Origin of the sequence: Microbacterium phyllosphaerae, from assembly GCF_017876435.1 — a bacterium.
Classification (GTDB): Bacteria; Actinomycetota; Actinomycetes; order Actinomycetales; family Microbacteriaceae; genus Microbacterium; species Microbacterium phyllosphaerae.
Genome location: NZ_JAGIOA010000001.1, coordinates 2,158,566 through 2,180,663, shown reverse-complemented (window position 1 = coordinate 2,180,663; position 22,098 = coordinate 2,158,566). Strand labels below are relative to the sequence as shown.

25 protein-coding genes, 1 tRNA gene and 1 other RNA gene are annotated in these 22,098 nt (G+C 67.1%); 9 read left to right on the top strand and 18 right to left on the bottom strand.

What is annotated here, in order from left to right; genetic code table 11:
- Positions 1 to 105: 105 nt before the first annotated feature.
- Genes JOF42_RS10150 through JOF42_RS10135 form a run of 4 tightly spaced genes read left to right on the top strand, consistent with a single transcriptional unit; the run spans position 106 to position 3,101 of the window.
- A complete protein-coding gene (locus tag JOF42_RS10150) occupies positions 106 to 894 on the top strand; it encodes an IclR family transcriptional regulator (RefSeq protein WP_210097746.1) in 789 nt (262 codons plus the stop codon).
- Positions 895 to 932: 38 nt separating this feature from the next.
- The gene (locus JOF42_RS10145; RefSeq protein WP_210097745.1) at positions 933 to 1,370 is read left to right on the top strand and encodes a MarR family winged helix-turn-helix transcriptional regulator; all 438 of its coding nucleotides are present in this window, start codon (positions 933 to 935) and stop codon (positions 1,368 to 1,370) included.
- Positions 1,367 to 2,593: an MFS transporter gene (locus JOF42_RS10140; RefSeq protein WP_210097744.1), complete on the top strand. Its 1,227-nt coding sequence runs from the start codon at positions 1,367 to 1,369 to the stop codon at positions 2,591 to 2,593. Before JOF42_RS10145 ends, JOF42_RS10140 begins: the two co-directional genes overlap by 4 nt.
- Positions 2,594 to 2,627: 34 nt before the next feature.
- Complete coding sequence (locus tag JOF42_RS10135; RefSeq protein ID WP_210097743.1) at positions 2,628 to 3,101, top strand: YbaK/EbsC family protein; 474 nt, start codon at positions 2,628 to 2,630, stop codon at positions 3,099 to 3,101.
- Positions 3,102 to 3,106: 5 nt separating this feature from the next.
- Here the strand turns inward: JOF42_RS10135 and JOF42_RS10130 are convergent, their stop codons facing one another.
- Both JOF42_RS10130 and JOF42_RS10125 read right to left on the bottom strand, forming a co-directional pair.
- Positions 3,107 to 3,523, bottom strand: a complete 417-nt coding sequence (locus JOF42_RS10130; RefSeq protein WP_210097742.1) for a hypothetical protein — start codon at positions 3,521 to 3,523, stop codon at positions 3,107 to 3,109.
- Positions 3,524 to 3,629: 106 nt separating this feature from the next.
- Positions 3,630 to 3,702 (bottom strand) — tRNA-Lys (locus JOF42_RS10125).
- Between the two features lie 147 nt (positions 3,703 to 3,849).
- On the opposite strand from JOF42_RS10125, the gene hisN reads away from it, so the two are divergent.
- Together hisN and JOF42_RS10115 are read left to right on the top strand one after the other, a co-directional pair.
- Positions 3,850 to 4,647 (top strand): histidinol-phosphatase, encoded by a 798-nt coding sequence (gene hisN, locus JOF42_RS10120; RefSeq protein WP_210097741.1) that lies wholly within the window; start codon positions 3,850 to 3,852, stop codon positions 4,645 to 4,647.
- Between the two features lie 14 nt (positions 4,648 to 4,661).
- Positions 4,662 to 5,225 (top strand): hypothetical protein, encoded by a 564-nt coding sequence (locus JOF42_RS10115; protein WP_210097740.1) that lies wholly within the window; start codon positions 4,662 to 4,664, stop codon positions 5,223 to 5,225.
- 52 nt (positions 5,226 to 5,277) lie between these two features.
- Here JOF42_RS10115 and JOF42_RS10110 read toward each other — a convergent pair whose 3' ends face one another.
- The gene (locus JOF42_RS10110) at positions 5,278 to 5,592 is read right to left on the bottom strand and encodes a DUF7882 family protein (protein ID WP_210097739.1); all 315 of its coding nucleotides are present in this window, start codon (positions 5,590 to 5,592) and stop codon (positions 5,278 to 5,280) included.
- Positions 5,593 to 5,679: 87 nt separating this feature from the next.
- Here JOF42_RS10110 and JOF42_RS10105 point away from each other — a divergent pair, with 87 nt between their 5' ends.
- Complete coding sequence (locus JOF42_RS10105) at positions 5,680 to 6,534, top strand: transposase (protein WP_210097738.1); 855 nt, start codon at positions 5,680 to 5,682, stop codon at positions 6,532 to 6,534.
- A gap of 94 nt (positions 6,535 to 6,628) precedes the next feature.
- Here JOF42_RS10105 and ssrA read toward each other — a convergent pair.
- Positions 6,629 to 6,998, bottom strand: a transfer-messenger RNA (tmRNA) gene (gene ssrA / locus JOF42_RS10100).
- A 142-nt stretch (positions 6,999 to 7,140) separates the two neighbouring features.
- On the opposite strand from ssrA, the gene JOF42_RS10095 reads away from it, so the two are divergent.
- A complete protein-coding gene (locus tag JOF42_RS10095) occupies positions 7,141 to 7,809 on the top strand; it encodes an SIMPL domain-containing protein (RefSeq protein WP_210097737.1) in 669 nt (222 codons plus the stop codon).
- A gap of 8 nt (positions 7,810 to 7,817) precedes the next feature.
- On the opposite strand, the gene hflX is transcribed toward JOF42_RS10095, so the two are convergent.
- A complete protein-coding gene (hflX, locus tag JOF42_RS10090) occupies positions 7,818 to 9,329 on the bottom strand; it encodes a GTPase HflX (RefSeq protein WP_210097736.1) in 1,512 nt (503 codons plus the stop codon).
- Between the two features lie 68 nt (positions 9,330 to 9,397).
- Here hflX and JOF42_RS10085 point away from each other — a divergent pair, with 68 nt between their 5' ends.
- Positions 9,398 to 10,039: a class I SAM-dependent methyltransferase gene (locus JOF42_RS10085; RefSeq protein ID WP_210097735.1), complete on the top strand. Its 642-nt coding sequence runs from the start codon at positions 9,398 to 9,400 to the stop codon at positions 10,037 to 10,039.
- Positions 10,040 to 10,057: 18 nt separating this feature from the next.
- Here the strand turns inward: JOF42_RS10085 and JOF42_RS10080 are convergent, their stop codons facing one another.
- The 13 genes from JOF42_RS10080 to JOF42_RS10020 form a co-directional block, all read right to left on the bottom strand.
- The gene (locus JOF42_RS10080) at positions 10,058 to 10,711 is read right to left on the bottom strand and encodes an HAD family hydrolase (protein WP_210097734.1); all 654 of its coding nucleotides are present in this window, start codon (positions 10,709 to 10,711) and stop codon (positions 10,058 to 10,060) included.
- Positions 10,711 to 11,583: a diaminopimelate epimerase gene (gene dapF / locus JOF42_RS10075; protein WP_210097733.1), complete on the bottom strand. Its 873-nt coding sequence runs from the start codon at positions 11,581 to 11,583 to the stop codon at positions 10,711 to 10,713. Before dapF ends, JOF42_RS10080 begins: the two co-directional genes overlap by 1 nt.
- 22 nt (positions 11,584 to 11,605) lie before the next feature.
- On the bottom strand, positions 11,606 to 12,064 hold the full coding sequence (locus JOF42_RS10070) for a GNAT family acetyltransferase (protein WP_210097732.1): 459 nt from the start codon (positions 12,062 to 12,064) through the stop codon (positions 11,606 to 11,608).
- Between the two features lie 26 nt (positions 12,065 to 12,090).
- Positions 12,091 to 12,618 carry a dihydrofolate reductase family protein gene (locus JOF42_RS10065; protein ID WP_210097731.1) on the bottom strand — a complete coding sequence of 176 codons (528 nt, stop codon included), beginning with the start codon at positions 12,616 to 12,618 and terminating at the stop codon, positions 12,091 to 12,093.
- A gap of 51 nt (positions 12,619 to 12,669) precedes the next feature.
- Positions 12,670 to 13,608: a tRNA (adenosine(37)-N6)-dimethylallyltransferase MiaA gene (miaA, locus tag JOF42_RS10060; protein WP_210097730.1), complete on the bottom strand. Its 939-nt coding sequence runs from the start codon at positions 13,606 to 13,608 to the stop codon at positions 12,670 to 12,672.
- Between the two features lie 14 nt (positions 13,609 to 13,622).
- Positions 13,623 to 15,170: a tRNA (N6-isopentenyl adenosine(37)-C2)-methylthiotransferase MiaB gene (gene miaB, locus JOF42_RS10055; RefSeq protein ID WP_210097729.1), complete on the bottom strand. Its 1,548-nt coding sequence runs from the start codon at positions 15,168 to 15,170 to the stop codon at positions 13,623 to 13,625.
- Between the two features lie 83 nt (positions 15,171 to 15,253).
- Positions 15,254 to 16,189: a regulatory protein RecX gene (locus JOF42_RS17935; RefSeq protein ID WP_245340779.1), complete on the bottom strand. Its 936-nt coding sequence runs from the start codon at positions 16,187 to 16,189 to the stop codon at positions 15,254 to 15,256.
- A 39-nt stretch (positions 16,190 to 16,228) separates the two neighbouring features.
- Complete coding sequence (recA, locus tag JOF42_RS10045; protein WP_056509487.1) at positions 16,229 to 17,272, bottom strand: recombinase RecA; 1,044 nt, start codon at positions 17,270 to 17,272, stop codon at positions 16,229 to 16,231.
- 273 nt (positions 17,273 to 17,545) lie between these two features.
- A complete protein-coding gene (locus JOF42_RS10040) occupies positions 17,546 to 17,770 on the bottom strand; it encodes a DUF3046 domain-containing protein (RefSeq protein ID WP_210097728.1) in 225 nt (74 codons plus the stop codon).
- A 22-nt stretch (positions 17,771 to 17,792) separates the two neighbouring features.
- Positions 17,793 to 18,101: a helix-turn-helix domain-containing protein gene (locus JOF42_RS10035; protein ID WP_056509484.1), complete on the bottom strand. Its 309-nt coding sequence runs from the start codon at positions 18,099 to 18,101 to the stop codon at positions 17,793 to 17,795.
- A 141-nt stretch (positions 18,102 to 18,242) separates the two neighbouring features.
- Positions 18,243 to 18,725, bottom strand: coding sequence for a CinA family protein (locus JOF42_RS10030; RefSeq protein WP_210097727.1), 483 nt, complete (start codon positions 18,723 to 18,725; stop codon positions 18,243 to 18,245).
- Positions 18,722 to 19,297, bottom strand: coding sequence for a CDP-diacylglycerol--glycerol-3-phosphate 3-phosphatidyltransferase (gene pgsA / locus JOF42_RS10025; RefSeq protein WP_210097726.1), 576 nt, complete (start codon positions 19,295 to 19,297; stop codon positions 18,722 to 18,724). The genes JOF42_RS10030 and pgsA overlap by 4 nt, the downstream gene beginning before the upstream one ends.
- Positions 19,297 to 22,032 carry an FtsK/SpoIIIE family DNA translocase gene (locus JOF42_RS10020; protein WP_210097725.1) on the bottom strand — a complete coding sequence of 912 codons (2,736 nt, stop codon included), beginning with the start codon at positions 22,030 to 22,032 and terminating at the stop codon, positions 19,297 to 19,299. The genes pgsA and JOF42_RS10020 overlap by 1 nt, the downstream gene beginning before the upstream one ends.
- Between the last annotated feature and the right edge of the window lie 66 nt (positions 22,033 to 22,098).

Here is a 22,098-nt window from a genome sequence, read left to right as displayed (position 1 = left end):
GAGTGCCCCTTCGAAGACGTGCCTGGCTCCAGCATCCGCCCGCACGGACCCTCATCGGAAGGCAACTCTTGCGATGTGGACGCTTCACGACATAGCGTCCACATTATGGAATCCGCCCCCCGTAGCATCCCCGGCGCCCAGGCCATCGCGCGGGCCGCCTCGCTCCTGAGGCTGGTGACCGCGAGCGGCCCCGACGGCGCCTCGCTGCAAGACCTCGCCCGTTCTGCGGATCTGTCACGATCGACGGCCCATCGACTCCTGTCGGCACTGCGAGCGGAGGGCCTCGTCGACCGCGACGCCGAGAGCACGAAGTGGATGCCGGGGCCGGAACTCTTCCTGATGGGCACCGTGGCAGCCGCGCGATACGACGTGACAGCACTGGCCCGCGATCTCGTGCGCTCACTCGCGGTCAAGACCGAGGAGAGTGCGTTCCTCTCCGTGCGACGCGCGGATGAGACCGTCTGCCTGCTGCGCGAAGAGGGCTCGTTCCCCATACGCTCTTTCGTCCTGAGTGAGGGGGTGCGGTTCCCTCTCGGAGTCGCGAGCGCCGGCCTCGCGATCCTCTCCTTCCTTCCTGACCACGATGTGGACGCCTATCTGGAGAGACATCCGGACCTCGAGGCCACCTGGGGTCGCCCCCACGGGGAGCGACCGCTGCGCGCCCGCCTCGCCGAGACCAAAGAGCGAGGGTACGCCGTCAACCCCGGCCTCATCGTCGAAGGCAGCTGGGGACTGGGGGCGGCGGTGTTCGACCGGTCGGGCCGCCCCGAGTGGGCGCTGAGCCTGACGGGCGTCGGCTTCCGATTCGGCCCCGACCGGATCGCGGACCTCGGGAGGACTCTCCTGGCCCACGCGCACCAGCTCTCCGCACGGATCGCCGGCGCCCGGCGCTGACGACGACACTACATACCAACAGGTATATACTTGATGGTATGCAACGTCAGGATGTCATCCCCTCACTCGTACTCTCCGGGTACGCCCTGGGGCGGATAGCCGCCCAGGATGCCGGAAACGACGCACCCGCCGCGCAGTGGCGGGTGTTGAATCTGCTCGAGCAGTCGGGTCCGAAGAGAGTGGGCGAGCTCGCCGCCGCCGCGCGCACCACGCAGCCGGGCATGACCCGGTTGATCGGCAACCTGGAGCGCGAGAGCCTCGTGCTCCGCTCCCCCGTCGCGGAGGATTCGCGAGCGATCGCCGTGGCGATCACCGCAGACGGCTCCGCAGCGCTCAAGGCCTGGCGCGCGGAGTTCCGCGACATCCTGACTCCCCGCTTCGCCGGCCTCGACGATGACGAGTGGAGCATCCTCACCCGCGCTGCGGAGATCCTCGCAGCGCACACAGAAAACGACTCGACAGGAGCATCAGAGTGAGCACCCCCACCACCACAGTGTGGAAACAGCCGGCACAAGTGTGGGCCGTCGCCTTCGCGTGCGTCGTCGCCTTCATGGGCATCGGTCTGGTCGATCCGATCCTTCCCGCCATCGCCGAGTCGCTCCAGGCGAGCCCGTTCGAGACGGAACTGCTGTTCACGAGCTACCTCGCGGTCACCGGACTCGCCATGCTCGTCACCAGCTGGATCTCATCGCGCATCGGGGCGAAGAAGACGCTGTTGATCGGGCTCGCGCTCATCGTGGTGTTCGCTCTGTTCTGCGCGCTCAGCGGCAGCGTCGATGCCGTGATCGGATTCCGCGCCGGCTGGGGGCTCGGCAACGCCCTGTTCATCTCCACAGCCCTCGCCACCATCGTCGGGGCAGCGTCGGGCGGCAGCTCTGCCGCGATCATCCTCTATGAGGCCGCCCTCGGCCTCGGCATCGCCATCGGTCCGCTCCTCGGCGGTCTCCTCGGCGAGCAGAGCTGGCGTGCGCCCTTCTTCGGCGTGGTGGTACTGATGGCGATCGCCTTCCTCGCGGTCCTCGTGCTTCTGCGCGGTCCGGGTGAGAAGCGCTCCCCCGTGCCGTTCTCGGCTCCCTTCAAGGCTCTCGGTCGCCCCGCGCTGGCGATCCTCGCGATCGCCGCGTTCTTCTACAACATCGGGTTCTTCATCCTCCTGGCCTTCTCTCCGTTCCCGCTCGGCTTCGGCGCGATGGGCATCGGATTCACGTTCTTCGGATGGGGCCTGGCTCTCGCCATCACCAGCGTGTGGATCGCTCCGCTGCTGATGCGTCGGATGTCGCGTACGAGCGTCATCCTCGCCGTGCTGCCGTTGCTCGCGGTCGATCTGATCGTCGCCGGGTTCCTGGTCGAATCCGCGACCGCCCTCGTCGTCTGCATCGTCATCGGCGGGCTGCTCCTCGGCATCATGAACACCGTCCTCACGGAAGCGGTCATGGAAGCCACCGACCTGCCTCGCTCGGTCGCATCGTCGGCATACTCCTCGGTGCGATTCCTCGGCGGCGCGATCGCTCCGCCCCTCGCCGCAGCCCTCTGGCACGCATTCAACGCCACGATCCCCTACGTCGTCGCGGCGGTCGCCGTCCTCATCGCGGCCCTCACGGTCTTCCTCGGCCGGAAGGTCCTCTCGCACATCGACGATGAGCCCGAGGATGCCGCGATCAAAGACGCCGAAGCGATCCTGCTCGGCGACGCCGCCTGATCCGCGAGTCTGCTGCGTTCGGTACCGTGGGGCCATGAGCGACCTCCCCGAACGCAGCAGACTCGTCCAGCGGCACCTTGCGGACTCGGGCGTCGAGGCAGAGATCCGCGTCCTCCCCGACTCCGCCCGCACGGCTCCCGAAGCCGCAGCCGCGATCGGATGCGACGTCGCAGCGATCGCGAACAGTCTCGTCTTCGTGGCCGACGGGTCACCGGTACTCGTCATGACAAGCGGAGGCCACAGAGCGGATCTCGGGGCTCTCGCCCGAAGCATCGGCGCAGCCACTGTCGCCATGGCCCCGGCATCCGTCGTCCGCGAGGCAACGGGACAGGCGATCGGCGGTGTCGCGCCGGTGGGCCACCCGTCGCGATTGCGCACCTACATCGACGAAGACCTCAGGGAGCACGACGTCATCTGGGCCGCCGCAGGCCACCCGCACACGGTCATGCCGCTGACGTTCGACAGCCTGAGACTGCTCACCGGCGGCGAGGTCATCCCCGTCGCCTGAATCGGCTACTTCACGGTGACGGTGATCTCCGCGGTCTCCCGATCATTCACGTCCTCAGGCACCGAGCCTCGGAACTCGTATTCGAACCGGATCACCGTCGTGCCGGTGCCGACGGGAGCGAAGCGATACGAAAGCTCGCTCGGAGCGCCCGCTTCGCCATCCTCTCCGAGGTAGCGGGAGCGCTCGTCTCCCGGCCCCAGGACGGACGGGTCGGGCTCCTGGGTGATCACCCATTCGTCACCGACCGTGTGATTCACCTCGCCGAAGTCGACCACGAGAGATTCGCCGGGCGCGAGGCTCACGGACGACGTCGTGTAATCGACGGTCTTCTCTGCGGCCGCAGAACAGCCGCTGAGCCCCATCCCGACGGCGGCCGCGACCGCCACGACGACGAACCTCGCCACCAGTATCCGCATCGCCATCCCCTTAGCGTTTGCATCAAGCTAGCGCACGGATACCGATCTCGGCGGCATCGCCGCGGATGCGAAAAAGCCCCGATGACTGGCGAGAGTCGTCGAGGCTGATCCGTGCACCCCCTCGGACTTGAACCGAGAACCCACTGATTAAGAGTCAGTTGCTCTGCCGATTGAGCTAGAGGTGCGTGGCCCGGGAAACCCCCGGCCGAGGAATTACATTACCAGCCGATGGCGCCGGTGCGAAATCGAGGCGGACACATCGCGTCCGCCGCGCGTGTCGCCCCGTGTCCGCCCTTCTCTGAGGCCTCATCGCGGGCGGTTATCCTAAGAGCGTGACCGCCTCCCCCAGCGCCGAAGAACTCGCTCGCGACCTCGAACTGGCCCTTCGACTCGCCGATGCCGCAGATGCGCAGTCGTTGCCCCGTTTCGACAGCCCCGATCTCGAGGTCTCGACCAAGGCCGACCACTCGCACGTCACCGACGCCGACCTCGCCACCGAGCGGGCGATCCGCGAGATCCTCGCCTCGGAGCGCCCAGACGACGGGATCTCCGGCGAGGAGTTCGGCGCACAGGGCAGCACCCATCGCCAGTGGATCATCGACCCCATCGACGGCACGGCGAACTTCCTCCGCGGGGTGCCCCTGTGGGGCACCATGATCGCACTCGCCATCGACGGCGTCCCGCAGGTCGGGGTCGTCAGCATGCCGGCGCTCGGCCGTCGCTGGTGGGCGGCTGCAGGGGCAGGGGCGTGGACGGCGACGGATGCCGAGCCCCGCCGCATCCGGGCATCCGCCGTGTCGTCGCTCGACGACGCCAGCGTGAGCTTCCAGAGCATCACCCAGTGGGCCGAGTCCGGCCACCTCGAGCAGCTCCTGAAGCTCGCCGACCGCGTGTGGCGTGATCGAGCATACGGCGACATCTACGCATACATGCTGCTCGCCGAGGGGCGCATCGACATGGTCGCCGAGTTCGGCGTCAAGGAATACGACGTCGCAGCCGCCGTGCCGATCGTGCGTGAAGCCGGAGGCCGCTTCACCGGTTTCGACGGCACCGAGACGATCTCGGACCGCTCGACACTCGCGAGCAACGGCGTGCTCCACAGCGCACTGCTCGAGCTGCTCCACGGCTGAGGAAGGCCCCGATCATGAACCGCAGATCCTCCGCCGCATTCGCGGCCCTGCTGCTGACCGCAGCGCTGACGTCCTGCGCGGGCGCCCCGGAGACGGAGTCGAGCCCGACGCCGGCCGCACCGAAGCCGTCCCCCACGGCGACCGCTGAGCCCGTTGCGACGCAGCCTCCCGCGACACCGGTGGCACCGACGTGCGACACCATCGTGTCGGCGGGCACGGTGAAGGTCCTCACGGACGAGGGGTGGACCTTCGAGGAGAAGGAGTTCGTCATCGGTGATGTGACCCTCACCGACGGACTGCTCTGCTTCTGGGCCGACTACACCGTCGCCTCCGATCACGGGCAGCTCTACGGGTGGTCCGAGATCTCCGCTGAGGATGCGAGCAGCGCGCAGTCCTCGCTGCTGAAAGAGGGGTGGACGCGTGAAGACGGCCCTGACGGCATCTACATCACCGAGAACCCCCAGTACTCGATGGGTACCGATGACGACGGGTACGGCATGACCTACCTCTTCGGCGACGGCTGGGTGAAGTTCGCCGACACCCGGCAGGGATTGATCCTGATCGAATGGGCCGGCTGAGCAGGACCCGCCCGATCTCCGGCGAACCGCTGCTGATCGCGTCGCCGCGCGATCATGGCGTGGGCGCGTCGATGACCTCGTCGATCAGCTGGATTCCGCCCGTGGAGTTGACCGACTGCATGAGGTCTTCGATCCATCTCGCGTTCAGCTGAGGCTGCTCCGGCTCATCGAAGGTGAACCGGAGCGGGATGGACGGGTGGATCCAGATCGTGGATCGGCCGCCGGGCTCACCGTCGGGGTGACGCCAGGAGAGGGTGAAGCTCTCCTGCCTGCGGAGCTTCGTCGCGATGACGATCTTCAGGTGCGCGAGCGCACGGTCGTCGATATGGATCGGAACATCGGATGCTCCGTAGAACAGCGTCGCCATCCGCCCAGAATACTGGCTGACGCCGCGGGCGAGGAGGACACGCGAGCGCTCCGGTGCACGTATCCGACGCGGTGTATCGTCGCTCGCATGGAGCCCTCCCTCGCTGACATCGCGGTGGAGCTCTACGCCGCACCTCCGGCGGACTTCGTGTCGGGACGCAACGCTCACGCCGCCCGGGCCGCAGACCCTGCCGTGGCCGCTCAGATCCGGGCCCTGAAGAAACCCTCGACGGCGGCCTGGGTCGTCAACGTCTTCGCGCAGGAGCGCGCCGAGCAGCTCAGTGAGGCGCTGCAACTCGCCGAAGAGCTCCGCGAGGCGCAAGCGGATCTCGACGCGAAGGCGCTCTCGCAACTCGGACGAGACCGACGCGCCCTCACGAGCCGACTTGCGGCCGGCGCAGTCGAGCTGGCTCAAGCAGGCGGTGCCCGGGTCACGTCCTCGACCCGTGACGCAGTCGAACTGACGATCACTGCGGCCTTCTTCGACCCGGCTGCGGCTGCGGCCGTCGCTTCCGGGCGACTCATCCGTGAGCTGGAGCCCTCAGGAGACTTCGCTGACATCGCGGACAGCCTCGTCGGCGGCGGGCAGCCGTCCACGCCGAAGACCACGACCACGCCTCCCGATGAGGTCAAGGCACGCCGTGAACGTCGCGACGCCGAGCGCGCGCTGCGAGAGGCAGACACGGCGCACGAACGCGCAGTGCGGGAGGCCGCCTCGGCGGATCGCGCTCTGCGGGGCGCATCGCTGCGGGTCGAAGAACTCGATCGGCGCGAGCGCGACCTGCAAGCCGAATTGGCGGCGGTCCGGAGCGACGCGAAGCGGGCTCACGTTGACGTGCAGCGCGCGGAGAGCGAGCAGCACGGACTCGCGACGCGGGTGCGCGAGACCGAGAACGAATTGCGGACAGCGCAGAAGGCCCTCGACGACCTCGCCCGCCGCTGACGCTTTCGACGTATCAGGGCTGCGCCGGACATGAGAGAACCCCGAGGTCGGCGCGTGTGCGCCCACCTCGGGGTTCTCTCTCGTGACAGCGACCTGGTGGAGCTGGGGGGAATCGAACCCCCGTCCAACGCTGAGTCTCCACGCCTTCTCCGGGCGCAGTCTGTGCAGACGTTCTGCTCGGCTCCGACCTTTGTCACAGACACCTAAGTCGACGAGCCCAGCCTGGGAAGAGTCCCACGTGACGTCCAGACGCCATCACGCAGCAAGATTCCTAAATGACGCCAGGATCCGTATCGGAATCACATACGGCCTGACGGACTATCGGGCTCGCTTATGCAGCGAGGGCGAAGTCGTTGCGCTTGGTTTCGGCAACTATTTTTTTGCAGAGAGCGTTTACGAGATAACTCTGCATCCTCGGCCCGCTTCTCGTGGATTCACAGGCGCTGTCGAAACCGATCAGCCCCGTGGTCCTTCTCTCGAAGGAGCCGCTGTCACACTGTGGAATTTCCAACTCGGGAACCGGAGTACCCGAGCATCACAGACTACAACGTTCGCACCGTCTCCGCCATTCCTCGCCTGTCCATGCGGCTGGCGTAGAGTCGCCCCATGAGCGAAGTCACCGTCACCGTCCGCGGCGAGCACGAAGCGCGCGTCGCGCCCGAGCGCGCCACCATCCGCGTGAGCGTGCGTGCAGAGGGGCCGGAGCGTTCCTCCGTGGTCGACCAGGTGATGCGCCTCACCGAGCCGGTTCGCGACACCATCACCGCGCGCAAGGACTCGGGCACCGTGATCGACTGGACGAGCACCCGGCTCTCGGTGCGAGCCGAGCGTCCGTGGAACAACGAGGGCAAGCGACTCGCTCCGGTCTACTACGCGAGCATCGATCTGACCGCGACATTCGCCGACACATCCGAGCTGTCGCTCTGGGTGTCGGACGTCTCTCCCTGGGACGGTGTCGAGGTCGGCTGGGTGAATTGGCATCTCACGCCTGAGACGAACGCGCGCCTCGAGCGCGAGGTCGCAGCGGAGGCGGTCGGCGTGGCCGTGGCACGCGCACAGGCCTACGCCACAGCCCTCGGGCTGGGCGAGGTCGTTCCCGTCGAGATCGCCGACGTCGGACTGATCGCTCCGACACCCGCTCAGCCGTTCTCCGGCATGGCGAAGGCCCGCGGGGCCGCACTCGCGTCCGCCGACGCCGGGGGTTCGTCGATGGAGTACGAACCCGACGAGATCGTCATCTCCGCCACGGTCGAAGCGCGGTTCCTCGCGCGCTGAATCCGTCGTCAGGCGTCGGCTGCGAAGGGCGCGAGGTCGGCAGCGAGTCGCTCGGACACGCGCGCATGCACGGCCGTGCCCTCCTCGCGGTGGTCGACCGACAGAAGCATTCCGGTCTCGTGGATCGCGGCGACAAGGTCTCCCCGGTCGTACGGGACGACCGCGTGCACCTCGACCGCGGGCTTGGGCAGGGCCTCCTCGATGGCCGCTCGCAGTTCGTCGACCCCCTCGCCTGACCGCGACGAGACGAAATGAGCCTTGGGCTCGAGCCCCCGAAGCACGAGCCGCTCGCTGTCATCGATGAGATCGGCCTTGTTGAACACGACGATCTCAGGCATGTCTCGCACGCCCACGTCGCCCATCACGTCGCGCACGGTCTGCAGCTGACCCGCGGGATCGGGGTGCGCGCCGTCGACCACGTGCAGCACGACATCCGCATCGCCGACCTCTTCGAGCGTCGACCGGAACGCCTCGACGAGCTGATGCGGCAGATTGCGCACGAAGCCGACCGTGTCGGTGAGGGTGTAGACGCGACCGTCGGAGGTCTCCGAACGCCGCACCGTCGCATCCAGCGTCGCGAACAGAGCGTTCTCGACGAGCACACCGGCGCTGGTGAGCGCGTTGAGCAGACTCGACTTGCCCGCGTTGGTGTACCCCGCGATCGCGACGGACGGGATCGTGTTGCGCTTGCGTTCAGCGCGCTTCGCCTCACGCGCCGGACCGAAGTCACGGATCTGGCGGCGAAGCAGCGCCATCTTCGTGCGGATCCGACGTCGATCGATTTCGATCTTCGTCTCACCGGGGCCACGTGAGCCCATACCTGCACCGCCGGCACCGACCTGACCACCCGCCTGACGGCTCATCGAGTCACCCCAGCCGCGCAGACGCGGCAACAGGTACTCGAGCTGCGCGAGCTCGACCTGCGCCTTGCCCTCACGGCTCTTGGCGTGCTGGCTGAAGATGTCGAGGATCACGGTGGTCCGGTCGATGACCTTGACCTTGACGACGTCTTCGAGCGCACGCCGTTGGCTGGGCGCGAGTTCGGTGTCGGCGATCACCGTGTCGGCGCCGGTGGCGGCGACGATGTCCTTGAGCTCCTGGGCCTTGCCGCGTCCGATATAGGTCGCGGCGTCCGGGTGCGGGCGGCGCTGCAGCACGCCGTCGAGCACGACCGCACCTGCGGTCTCGGCGAGGGCTGCGAGCTCGCGGAGCGAGTTCTCGGCATCCTCCTGCGCACCCTGCGGGTAGACGCCCACGAGCACCACGTTCTCGAGCCGCAGCTGCCGGTACTCGACCTCTGTGACGTCTTCGAGCTCGGTGGAGAGGCCGCCGACGCGCCGCAGCGCATGACGGTCCTCGAGATCCCACTGGTCGCCGTCCGATGAGGCGTGCGACGCCGTGGCGCGGTCCTGCAGCGCCTGTGCAGCGCCGAACACGCGCGCCTCTGTGCGCTTCTCCGCATTCGCGAGCACGCGATCGACTGCTTCGTCACCTGTGGAGTGTGTCGTGGTCTCCGTCATCCGTCCCTGATCTCTGGGTTTTGTTGCGAGCCTTAACCTTAGCCCGCGCTGTCCGCTACGCTCACGGTATGGGGTCCGACCATTACTTCACCGCGGCCCCGGCAAGCCCCGAGAACCTGCGATCGATCCGTGTGACGCTCGCAGGCCGTGAGCTGGACCTCACCACCGCTGGTGGCGTCTTCAGCCCGGATCGGCTGGATGCCGGTACTGCCGTCCTTCTCTCGAACATGCCTCCCGTTCCGCCGGGAGGCCATCTTCTCGACCTCGGAAGCGGGTGGGGCCCGATCACCCTCTCGATGGCTATCGCCGCGCCGCACGCGACCGTGTGGGCCGTGGACGTGAACGAACGAGCCCTCGACCTGGTTCGGCGCAACGCAGCAGCTCTCCGTCTCAAGAATGTCAACGCATCCCTGCCCCAGGATGTTCCCTCCGACGTGACGTTCCGCTCCATCCGCTCCAACCCGCCGATCCGCGTGGGCAAGAACGAGCTGCACGGGCTCCTCGAGAAGTGGATTCCCCGCCTCGATGAGCGCAGCGACGCCTGGCTCGTCGTGCAGCGCAATCTGGGCGCGGATTCGCTGCAGCGCTGGATCGGCGCGACGTTCCAGCCCGGCTTCAGCGTCTACCGCACGACGACCGCCAAGGGATACCGGGTGCTGAAGGTCCGCAAGCACGGCACCCCTCCGACCGAGCCCATCACACTCGTCTGAGATCGGATCCCGCGCTGCTCACCACCCCAGCAGGGAGGGCAGTCCGCGCATGTCCGTGAATACGGTCGCTCCTTCGCGTTCCAGCCACTCAGCCGGAGTGAGGCCCCCGGCGTAGCCGAATACCCGCATCCCGGCAGCACGAGCCGCCTGGACTCCGAAGCGGCTGTCCTCGACCACCGCGCAGCGATCCGGCACGATTCCGAGACGGTCGGCCGCATGCAGGAAGAGATCCGGGGCCGGCTTGCCGTTCTCGACGTCATCGGCGCTGAATATCCGCCCCGCGAAACGTGGGAGCAGTCCGGTCAACCCCAGTGTCCGTCGGATCTTCGAATGCGCCCCGCTCGATGCGACGCACGTCGTCACCGAGAGCTCATCGAGCGCAGCCTCGATACCGGGCACTGGCGTGAGTTCGCGCTCGAACGCGTCGACGTACCAGGGCTGGTAGGGCGTCTCCCAGTCATCCGCGAGCGACCGCCCGAGATGCGCTTCGATCTCGGAGCGGAAGTGCGCGGAGGAACGGCCGACGAAGCGATGCAGGATCTCTTCCCGCGAGAGAGTCCACCCGAGGTCGGCGAGGACCCGGCGATCCACCTCGATCGAGAGGCGCTCGCTGTCGACGAGAACGCCGTCGCAGTCGAAGATGACCAGGTCGACGGGCTCGATCGAACGCATCAGATCAGGTCGACCTCGCCGCTGAACACCAGCTGAGCGGGTCCGGACAGAGCGACGTGCTCACCGTCCTCCGCAGGGAACATACGCACGCCGAGAGTGCCGCCCGGCACCTCGACGCGCCAGTTGTGGGGAGCCTTCTCGCCTGCCCAGTGACGGACGGCCAGAGCCGTGGCTGCCACACCGGTGCCGCAGCTGAGCGTCTCGCCGACTCCACGCTCGGACACGCGCATGGTGACGTGACCGATTCCGTCACGCACGAGCGGCTCCCCCGGGACGACGAACTCGACGTTGGCTCCCGCCGGAAGCACCGGATCGAGCGCGGGGGCACGGTGGAGTTCCAACGAGGCGAGTTCGGCCTCGGATGCGAGAGCGACCACCACGTGGGGATTCCCGACGTCGATTCCGAGTCCGGGCCGCGTCACCGCAAGGCCGTCGGTAGTGACGAGCGGATCGTCGCCCGAGAGCTTCCAGAGGCCGAGATCGACCTGGTACCCGGTCTCGCTCCGCGTGACGTCGCGGACGCCTGCGCGGGTTCCGATCGGCAGTGTGGATCCCGGTTCGATGGTCGCGAGGCCGGAGCGCACGAGGTAGTGCGCGAACACCCGGATCCCGTTGCCGCACATCTCGGCGATCGACCCGTCGGCGTTCCGGTAGTCCATGAACCACTCGGCATCGGGTTCCTCAGCGAGCGCGGCCTGTCCCTCGGCGATCGCGGCGGAGCGCACGACACGAAGGATGCCGTCGGCGCCGATGCCGAAGTGTCGGTCGCACAGCACGGCGACCTGCTCGGCACTCAGATCGAGAGCCCCGTCGGGATCGGCGATGATGACGAAATCGTTGCCGGTGCCGTGACCTTTGGTGAATGCGACCATTCGACCAGTCTAGAGATCTCCGCTATGCGTCGACGATCAGACGCTTGCCCGTGTTCGACACGGAGAACCGCTCATAACCGAGCGCGTCGTAGAAGCCCAGCACCGCGTCGTTCCCCTCTCTGACCATGAGCTGCACCTTCGGGCATCCCATCGCGAGAAGTCGACGCTCAGCCTCTCGGACGAGCGATCGGGCGACCCCACGCTGGCGATGCGATGCCGCTGTGGCCAGATAGTAGAGCCACCCGCGGTGGCCGTCATACCCGGCCATGACGGAGCCGACGATCAGCCGCTCGTCGGACTCTCGCTCCGAGCCCCTTCCCTCCGACTCCTCGACGACGAGGAAGAGCTCGGGCTGCACCGTGAGCTTGCGTTCGATGTCGAGCCGAGGGTCGTTCCACGGTCGGGTCAGGCCCGCTTCATCCCAAAGCGCGACCACCGATTCCGTGTCGGCGCGCTCGAACGCCCGTACTGCCCACTCCATGCCCCCAGTCTAGAATCGGCGCCGGATCAGTCACGAACCACCCGATACCGACCGCACATGAAGTTGCGGTTGCGCGCGACGTCGAGGAGTTCGAGGTCGAGAGACCTCGGCAGCAGCGGCGCCCCGGATCCCAGCGTCACCGGTGCGTACTGCACCCACACCTCGTCGAGCAGGCCTGCATCTGCGAACTGCCCTGCCAGGTCTCCCCCACCGACGACCCACAGATCCTTGCCGGCCGCCGCATCGAGCATGTCGGAGTGGACGTCGGCCACGTTGCCCTGGGTCACGCGGATGTCCGCCCCCTCGGGGACCTCGAGTGTCCGGTGCGAGAACACCCACGTCGGCTGGGCATACCCCCAACGCCCCTCTTCATGCCGCATGACCCACTCGTACGTCGATGCTCCCATCGCGAGCGCGCCGATCGTCTTCTCGAAGGCGGCGTACGACATCGGACCGTCTTGGTCGATGTCCTGCTTCAGGAGCCAGTCGAGAGAATGCTCATCAGTCGCGATGAATCCGTCGAGGCTGCTTGCGGTGTAGAAGTGGGTGGCCATGTACTCAGCTTCCCATCGACCACCGACATCAGGTCGCGACGCACATCCGCATCACGGTTCGAGGAGCGAGGCGGCGTCGACAGGCGGTTCATGCCAGGTCAGTTCCGGGTACCGCTTGAACCAGGAGACCTGACGACGGGCGTATCGACGGGTGAGCGCCTGCGTCTCGGCGATCGCTTCGGCGCGGGAGAGCCGTCCGTCGAGCTCGCCGAGCGCCTGAGCGTAGCCGATCGCTCGCTGGGCCGTCACGCCCCGTTCGAGTCCGTGCTCGCGGAGCCCCCGCACCTCGTCGACGAGCCCGGCCTCCCACATGCGGTCGACTCTCGCGTCGAGCCTGTCGACCAGCGTCCCACGGTCGACGTGCAGACCGATCAGGCGTGTGTCGGGCTGCCAGAGCGAGGGCTTCTCGGGGAGCGCCGCACCGTGCGTGGTGCTCCCCTGCTCGAGGACCTCCAGCGCACGGATGACGCGCCGACTGTTCTTGGGGTCGACTTTCGACGCCGTCGCCGGATCGAGGTAGCGCAGCCGCTCGAGCAGCGCACCGACTCCATCAGCGGCGAGCTCGCTCTCGAGACGCTCGCGGATCACCGGGTCGCGCGGGGGGAAGGCGAAGTCGAAGACGACGCTCGACACATACAAGCCGGAGCCGCCGACGAGGATCGCATCGCCGCCGCGCCCCTGGATGTCGGTCACGGCCGCGCGCGCAAGAGACTGGTACCAGGCGACCGCGGCCTCTTCGTCGAGTTCTCGGACGTCGAAGAGGTGGTGCGGGATACCTCGACGCTCGCCCGGAGCGAGCTTCGCCGTTCCGATGTCCATACCCCGGTAGAGCTGCATGGCATCCGCGTTGACGATCTCGGCGAGGTTGCCGCGCTGGCGGAGGGTCTCGGCGAGGTCGAGAGCGAGGTCGCTCTTACCCGTGCCTGTGGCTCCGACGATCGCCCACAGCCGCGGTGAGTGCGCCCCGCCATGCGGGACCGGAACGGTCATGTGCCGGGGAAGGGTCACACGCCGACGCGAAGCGTCGGCACGCCGAGTGAGACTGCGCGGGGTCCGTCACCCGTGGTCGCCGCCGGAACAGCGCACGAGTCCGCCTGCGCGCGATCCCATGCGTCTCCGCCGCGGGTGCGACGGATGCGCAGCGGTGCCCCGGTGGGATCGTCGGCGAGCAGATGGAACGGCGCTGCATGGGTGATCGTCACCGAGACGACGTCACCGGGCCGCGGCACAGCGGATCCGGGCGTGACCTCGAAGTGCACGAGGCGGTTGTCCTCGCCTCGTCCGGTGAGGCGGTGCGTCTCGGCATCCTTCTTTCCCTCGCCCGTGGAGACGAGCACCTCGACCTCGCGGCCCACCTGCCTCTGGTTCTCTTCCAGGGAGATGCGCTCCTGCAGCGCGATCAGGCGGTTGTAGCGCTCCTGCACCACGGCCTTGGGAATCTGGTCTTCCATGGTCGCCGCGGGCGTGCCCTCTCGGATCGAGTACTGGAAGGTGAATGCGCTCGAGAAGCGGGCCTGCTCGACCACGCGCATCGTGTCTTCGAAGTCCTCGTCGGTCTCACCGGGGAATCCGACGATGATGTCGGTGGTGATCGCCGCGTTCGGAATGCGGTCCCGCACCCGGTCGAGGATCCCGAGGAACCTCTCGCTCCGGTACGAACGCCGCATCGCCTTGAGGATCCTGTCGCTGCCGGACTGCAGCGGCATGTGCAGCTGCGGCATGACGTTCGCTGTCTCGGCCATCGCATCGATCACGTCGTCCGTGAAGGCGGCGGGGTGGGGGCTCGTGAAGCGGATGCGCTCGAGTCCTTGGATCTCTCCCGCGGCGCGCAGCAGCTTGCCGAACGCCTGACGGTCTCCGAACTCGACTCCGTAGGAGTTGACGTTCTGTCCGAGCAGGGTCACCTCGATCGCGCCGTCTTCGACCAGGAGCCGGATCTCGTTCAGGATGTCTCCCGGCCGCCGGTCCTTCTCCTTGCCGCGGAGGCTCGGAACGATGCAGAAAGTGCACGTGTTATTGCACCCGACGGAGATCGAGACCCAGCCGCTGTGAGCGGAGTCACGCTTGGTGGGGAGGGTGGACGGGAAGACTTCGAGCGATTCCAGGATCTCGAGCTCGGCGTCGCCGTTGTGGCGCGCGCGCTCGAGGAGTGCGGGGAGGGAACCCATGTTGTGTGTGCCGAAGACGACATCGACCCAGGGCGCCTTGTCGAGCACTGCCTGCTTGTCCATCTGCGCGAGGCATCCGCCGACAGCGATCTGCATGCCGTCCTTGCGACGTTTGACCGCCGCCAGCTGGCCCAGGGTGCCGTAGAGCTTCCCTGCAGCGTTGTCGCGGACCGCGCACGTGTTGATGATCACCACGTCGGCCTCAGTGCCGTCGGAGGCGCGGACGTATCCTGCGCTCTCCAGAGACCCCGAGAGTCGCTCGGAGTCGTGGACGTTCATCTGGCACCCGAAGGTGCGCACCTCGTACGAGCGGGTGCGACCGTCGGAGTCGATTGCTGCCGACGACGAGCTGATGATCGTCGGTTCACTGCGCGGGATAGTCATGATTCCCCCATTGTACGAGCGCTTCCCGAGCGGACGCCCGAGCGGTACCGACCCGGAACCCGACACCCTCGAGGCCAGACTCGTCAGTCGGAGTCGACGAAACGGACCCCGGATGTCGACCCGCCGAAAGAGGCCTCGGCGAGAGCCCTCTTCGCAGCGGTCATCGCGACCGAGCCGTTGTACCCGCGGCGGGAGAGCTGACCGACCAGGCGCCGCAACGCGGTGTCGCCGTCGAGACGAGACAGGCCCCGTGCCTTGGTGCGCGCGTACTCGAGCGCCCGCTCGGCATCGTCGTCGGGCAGCTCGTCGAGCGCCGCGTCGACCACATCACGAGGAATCCCGCGCTGGGCCAGAGCTCTCGAGAGCGCCACGCGGCCCTGACCCTTTCGCTCGACCCCCGAGGTGACGAGTTGACCGGCGAGGAGAGCATCGTCGAGATACCCCCGTCGACAGAAGTCGTCGAGGACGTCGTCGATCGCGCCCGAGTCGAGCCGCGCTCCGTCTTGCTCGTACCCTTTGAGCACCATGCGCGCTTCGGAGATCGAGAGCGATCGAGAGCGCAACTTGCGCACGAGAATCTCTTCCGCGGCTTCACGCACGCGTGCAGGATCCACGCCTCCGACCTCGCCGCCGAGATCGTCCGACGGCTGCAGTGCACGCAAGCGCGGTGCGGACCGTGCCGCGGCACCGCGAGCGGGGTGCCGGTCGCTCGGATCTCGGGAATCGGGCGTCGAGGCTTTCGTCGAGCCGAGATCACTCCACGTGGAGTTCCACGTGGAGACATCGGCTCGAGAATTCTCAGCCAGCTCCGACCCGGATCGCGCACCTGCGTCAGATGATCCGGTGACTTCGGCCAGCCCGTCGGTTCCGGCTCCGGCTCGACCAGACCCGGTGCGGTCGTCACGAGCCGGCCCACCGGCCCCTGAACCGTCGCCGGTGGAGCCCGAGCGCGCGGCAGTCCGTCCGAACAGCGGGATGACGGGGGCGAGCTGATCCCGCTCGCCCCCGCCCTCACTCATGGTTCGCTCCGGTTGCCACACACCCCAGAACCATCACGATCACGCCGGACGACGCTCAGCGAGCTCGTCAGCCGGTGCTTCGACGGCGCCGCCGATACCGAGCTTCTGCTTGATCTGCGTCTCGATCGCCAGTGCGATGTCTGGGTTCTTGAGCAGGAACGTACGCGCGTTCTCCTTGCCCTGCCCGAGCTGATCACCGTCGTAGGTGTACCAGGAACCCGACTTCTTGACGATGCCGTGCTCGACACCGAAGTCGATCAGGCTGCCCTCGCGTGAGATGCCGACACCATAGAGGATGTCGAACTCCGCCTGCTTGAAGGGCGGAGCCATCTTGTTCTTCACAACCTTGACCCTGGTGCGGTTTCCGACCGCATCGGTGCCGTCCTTGAGCGTCTCGATTCGGCGGATGTCCATGCGAACCGACGCGTAGAACTTCAGCGCCTTTCCACCCGCGGTGGTCTCGGGCGATCCGAAGAAGACACCGATCTTCTCGCGCAGCTGGTTGATGAAGATCATCGTCGTGTTCGTCTGGTTGAGTCCACCCGTGAGCTTTCGCAGCGCCTGGGACATCAGTCGAGCCTGGAGACCGACGTGCGAGTCGCCCATCTCACCCTCGATCTCGGCGCGCGGCACGAGAGCCGCCACGGAGTCGATGACGATGAGGTCGATGGCCCCGGAACGCACGAGCATGTCCGCGATCTCCAGAGCCTGCTCACCCGTGTCAGGCTGCGAGACGAGAAGGGCATCGATGTCGACGCCGAGCTTCGCCGCGTAGTCGGGGTCGAGCGCGTGCTCAGCATCGATGAAGGCCGCGATTCCGCCGGCACGCTGAGCATTAGCGATCGCGTGCAGCGTGAGCGTCGTCTTACCGGACGACTCCGGACCGTAGATCTCTACGATTCGACCACGCGGGAGGCCTCCGACGCCGAGAGCGACGTCGAGGGCGATGGAGCCGGTCGGGATCACGGCGACGGGGGCACGCTCGTCGCTGCCCAGCCGCATGACCGAGCCCTTTCCGAACTGGCGATCGATCTGTGCGAGTGCGGTCTCGAGGGACTTCTCGCGGTCAGCGGGTGATGGCATGACGGGCTCCTTATGCTCGCGTGGTGCCGCCTGTAGGCTGTCGCGGTCCTCCCGGCTGGGCGGAACTCTCCGACAAGGCGTATGGCTCTTCGGCTTGCTTCTCACCGTACGAGGGGCCTCGGACATTGAGTCGCCGGCACCGGGAAACAGGGAGAACAAGATCTCTGAACCACTTGTGCAGAAGACTACGCCGGTTTCGAACACATATTCGACAACACGCCGCTATGGCGTGTCGCGACGTCAGGCGTCGAACACGTCGAGCGGGCCGAGGGCTCACCTCTTGCGCGGCTCCAGGCGCCCGGCACCATGACGGCGTTCGGCGGGCACATCCGTCTCTGCGCAGAGGGCGAGCCAGATATCGCGAGGAGGAACTCCGTCGTCCAACGCCTGATCGGCGGTGCGTCCGGAGAGCTGTGTCAGGACGAGGTCGCTGACGAGAGACGGCCCACGGCCACCGAACTCCGCGTCGACGGCGCGGAGGAATTCACTGCGTCTCATGGAGAGGAAGCGCCCGGAGGGTTCAGTGGAGCGAGAGCTCGGGCTCGATCGAGGCGACCAGGTCGTCAGGGACGACGTCCGGGAACACCTGAATGCCCTCGAGCACGGAGATGCGGTCTCCGACCTCGCGCATGATGATCGAGATGGGAACGTCGAGCGCATCGGCCACCGAGGCGAGGATCTCGCTCGATGCCTCTTTCTGACCTCGTTCCACCTCGCTGAGGTAGCCGAGGGCGACGGATGCCTTGCTTGCAACCTGCCGGAGCGTACGCCCCTTCTGCAGGCGGAAGTCCCTCAGCACATCGCCGATTTCCTGTCGTACAAGAATCATCGGAACCTCCTCCCAGATCGTCTTCTCGAGGTCTCCCCCGATGAGATCGCCAGTCTAGTCCTACCGACCTTCACAAAATCTACCTTCGCACGCTGTGCTTTCGGTGTGAGCACATTGATGACAACGGAACTCATGCCGCGCCTATTCCCGCACGATTCGACGCAGCAGAGCGACCGCGGCATCGACGGTCTGCGCGCGGATCTCCGCGCGATCGCCGGGGAAGATGTGGGACTCGCTCACGGCTGAGGTCGGCGTCACGACCGCGATGTGCACCGTGCCGACGGGCTGACCGTCGGGGGACGCGGGCCCGGCGATGCCGGTGGTCGATACCCCCACGTCCGCAGCGCGCCCGTCCACGCTCACCGCGCGTCGCACCCCGTCTGCCATCTGCCGCGCGACCTCGGGGTGCACGGGGCCGTATGCGGCCAGTAGGTCGGCGTCCACTCCGAGAAGCGTGCGCTTCACCGGCGTCGCGTAGGCGACGACGGCGCCCAGCAGCGCGAGCGACGCCCCGGGGACGGACACGATCTCCGCCGCGAGGGCGCCACCTGTCAGAGACTCCGCGACGCCCAGCGTCCACCCGCGTTCGACGAGAGCGTCCAGTGCCCCCGATGCCGTCGTCACGACGACTGCCGAGACCCTCGGACCTGCGCGACGATGTAGTCGATGCCGCTCACCACCGTGAGGATCAGGACCACGATCATCAGGATCGCCGTCACGAGAACCCACGGCTCGAGCCCGATCACCACGTGGAGAGGGAGCAGCGCCCAGGACAGGGCGACGGCCTGCACCGCTGTCTTGATCTTGCCCATCCACGCCGCAGCGACGACGTGCTCCTTCGCGACGATCAGGCGATGGATCGTGATGCCCCACTCGCGGATCAGGATGATGATGACGAGCCACCAGCTCAGTTCGCCCAGCAGTGCGAGACCGATGAAGCCCGCCCCCGTGAGGAGCTTGTCTGCGATCGGATCCCAGAGCTTGCCGAAGTCGCTGACGATCTCGTACTTGCGCGCGAGGTAGCCGTCGACCCAGTCCGTCGAGATCGCCACGATGAAGAGGACAGCCGCGATCCAGCGCACAGTGATGTCACCGATGCCGTAGGTTCCCCCGATCAGGAGCAGGACGAGGAAGACGACCGCGAGAGGTATGCGAGCGATGGTGATCGCGTTGGGAAGCTGCCGAGGGATGGCCATCAGTCGCGTCCCGTCAATCCCCAGGCGTCTTCATCGCCATCGTCATCGGCTTCGACGACCGGAAGCCCCTGGAACTGGGCCTCGACCGGGTCATGCGGCAGGCCCGCGGCCGTCGCCGGGGCCACTGTGGGTGCTGCGGTCGGCGCGTCGTCGCCTCGGAGCTTCGCCATGACCTGCGGCAGCTGCTCGGCGGTAGCCAGCACGTCCCTTGCCTTAGACCCTTCGGAGGGCCCGACGATCTCGCGCGACTCCAGAAGGTCCATCAGGCGACCGGCCTTCGCGAAGCCCACGCGCAGCTTGCGCTGGAGCATCGACGTCGATCCGAACTGCGAAGACACGATGAGCTCGGCCGCCGCGAGCAGCAGCTCGAGATCGTCTCCGATGTCCTCGTCGACCTCCTTCTTCTTGGTCGGCTCCATCGCCTCCTGGACGTCGGCACGGTAGTCCGGCCGAGCCTGGCGGGTGACGTGCTTCACGACCGCGTCGATCTCCTTCTCGTCGACCCACGCACCCTGCAGACGGAACGGCTTCGACGAGCCCATCGGTGAGAAGAGCGCGTCACCCTGCCCGATCAGCTTGTCTGCACCTGGGCTGTCGAGGATCACTCGGCTGTCGGTGACGCTGGTCACGGCGAATGCGAGTCGGGAGGGCACATTGGCCTTGATCAGACCTGTGACGACGTCGACGCTCGGTCGCTGCGTCGCGAGCACCAGGTGGATCCCGGAGGCTCGAGCGAGCTGGGTGATGCGGACGATCGAGTCCTCGACGTCACGGGGAGCGACCATCATCAGGTCGGCGAGCTCGTCGACGACCACGAGGAGATACGGGTACGGCTTGAGCACCCGCTCGCTGCCCACGGGCAGCTCGACCTCGCCTGCACGCACTGCGCGGTTGAAATCGTCGATGTGGCGGAATCCGAACGACGCGAGGTCGTCGTACCGCATGTCCATCTCCTTCACGACCCACTGGAGTGCCTCGGCGGCCTTCTTGGGGTTCGTGATGATCGGCGTGATCAGGTGCGGAACACCCGCATAGCTCGTGAGCTCGACGCGCTTCGGGTCGATGAGGACCATCCGCACGTCCGAGGGCCGCGCGCGCATCAGCAGGCTCGTGATCATGGAGTTCACGAAGCTCGACTTACCGGAACCCGTGGAACCGGCGACGAGGAGGTGAGGCATCTTCGCGAGGTTCGCGATGACGATGTTGCCGCCGACGTCTTTTCCGACGCCGATGGTCATCGGATGCGTGCTCTTGTGCGCGGCCGGGGACCGCAGCACGTCGCCGAGCGCGACCATCTCCTTGTCGGCGTTGGGGATCTCGATGCCGATGGCGCTCTTGCCCGGGATCGGCGACAGGATGCGCACGTCGTTGGAAGCGACGGCGTACGCGAAGTTGTTGCTCAGCTGGAGGATCTTCTCGACCTTGACGCCGTGACCGACCTCGACCTCGTACTGCGTGACCGTCGGGCCCCGCGAGAAGCCGGTCACCTTCGCATCGACCTTGAACTGGCTCAGCACGCTCGTGATCTGCTCGATCACCTTGTCGGTCGCCTCGGAACGGACGACCGGGGGCGGCCCTTCGACGAGCAGCCCCGGGGACGGCAGGATGTACGGAGCGACGGGCGCCTGGGGGCCCCGCTCCCCCGGCCCGGAGGTTCCGAAGCCGTCGAGACCCGGCAGCTCGGGAACCTCGCCCGTGTCGGACCCGTCATCGAGCAGCGCAGTGGTCTGCTGACCGGCCAACGACTCCGTCACGGAGCGCACATCGGACAGCACTTCGGTCGCGGCATCGTACGGGTCTTCGACCACGACGGCCTGGTCGTAGGCGGGCGTCGGCTCGGAGGTGGTGAGGAGAGCGGTGATGTCGTCGGATCCGAGAGTCCCCTCGTCGGGGTCCTCTTCACGACCCGTCTTGTTCCGCCGCCACCAGGGCAGGACATCCGGGTCGTCGACCTTGTCGGCGTCGTCGATCGCGACCGCGTCCTTCGACGGCTTCTCGGTGCGCTCGGCATCGAACATCCACGCGTACAGGTCGCCGAGTCGCTGACCGATGCGGTTCGGCGGCGTCTTGGTGAGGATCAGCACGCTGAGCCCCGCGAGGAGCGTCAGCACGATGTAGGCGCCGACGGGCGTGAGGTACGAGAGGGGCTCGCCAACCATCCATCCGAAGAGACCGCCGGCCTCGCTCAGTGCCGGCATGCCGTCTTTCGGCTGGGCACGCACCAGCAGTCCTGCCGAGTCGGCTCGGCCGGCGGCGATGTGGCAGAAGCCCGCGAGGGTGAGCACGAAGAGGCCGAACCCGATGCCGATGCGCCCGTTGTCGTGGACGGAGGACGGATGACGGAACAGCCAACCGGCCAGCAGCAGAAGCAGCACCGGCATCACGAAGGCGACGCGGCCGACCAGCAGACCGACCGAGTAGGCGCTGATGTTCGAGGCGACCTCGTTGCCGATGAAGAACCACTCGTTGACTGCGCCGGCGATCGCGAGCAGCACGAGCAGGAACGGGAAGCCGTCACGCCGGTCGTCCTTCTCGAGGGTCTCAGGACCGAACGCACGGAAGAGTCCGCCGACGCCGTGGGCAAGACCGGCCCACGCGCGCACGGCGACGGGAGGCTTGTCGAGTTCGTCGATGTATTTCTTCGGCGCAGCCTGAGCCTTCGGAGCGGCCTGCCTCTTGGGGCGAGGCGTGGCGCTCTCGGACGCGCGCGCTGACTTCGTGGTACTCCTGGCCATGCTCTCACGTTACGACCAGAGGCCGACATTTCCCGTAATGACGCGGCATTCCGGCGTCTTCGCGCG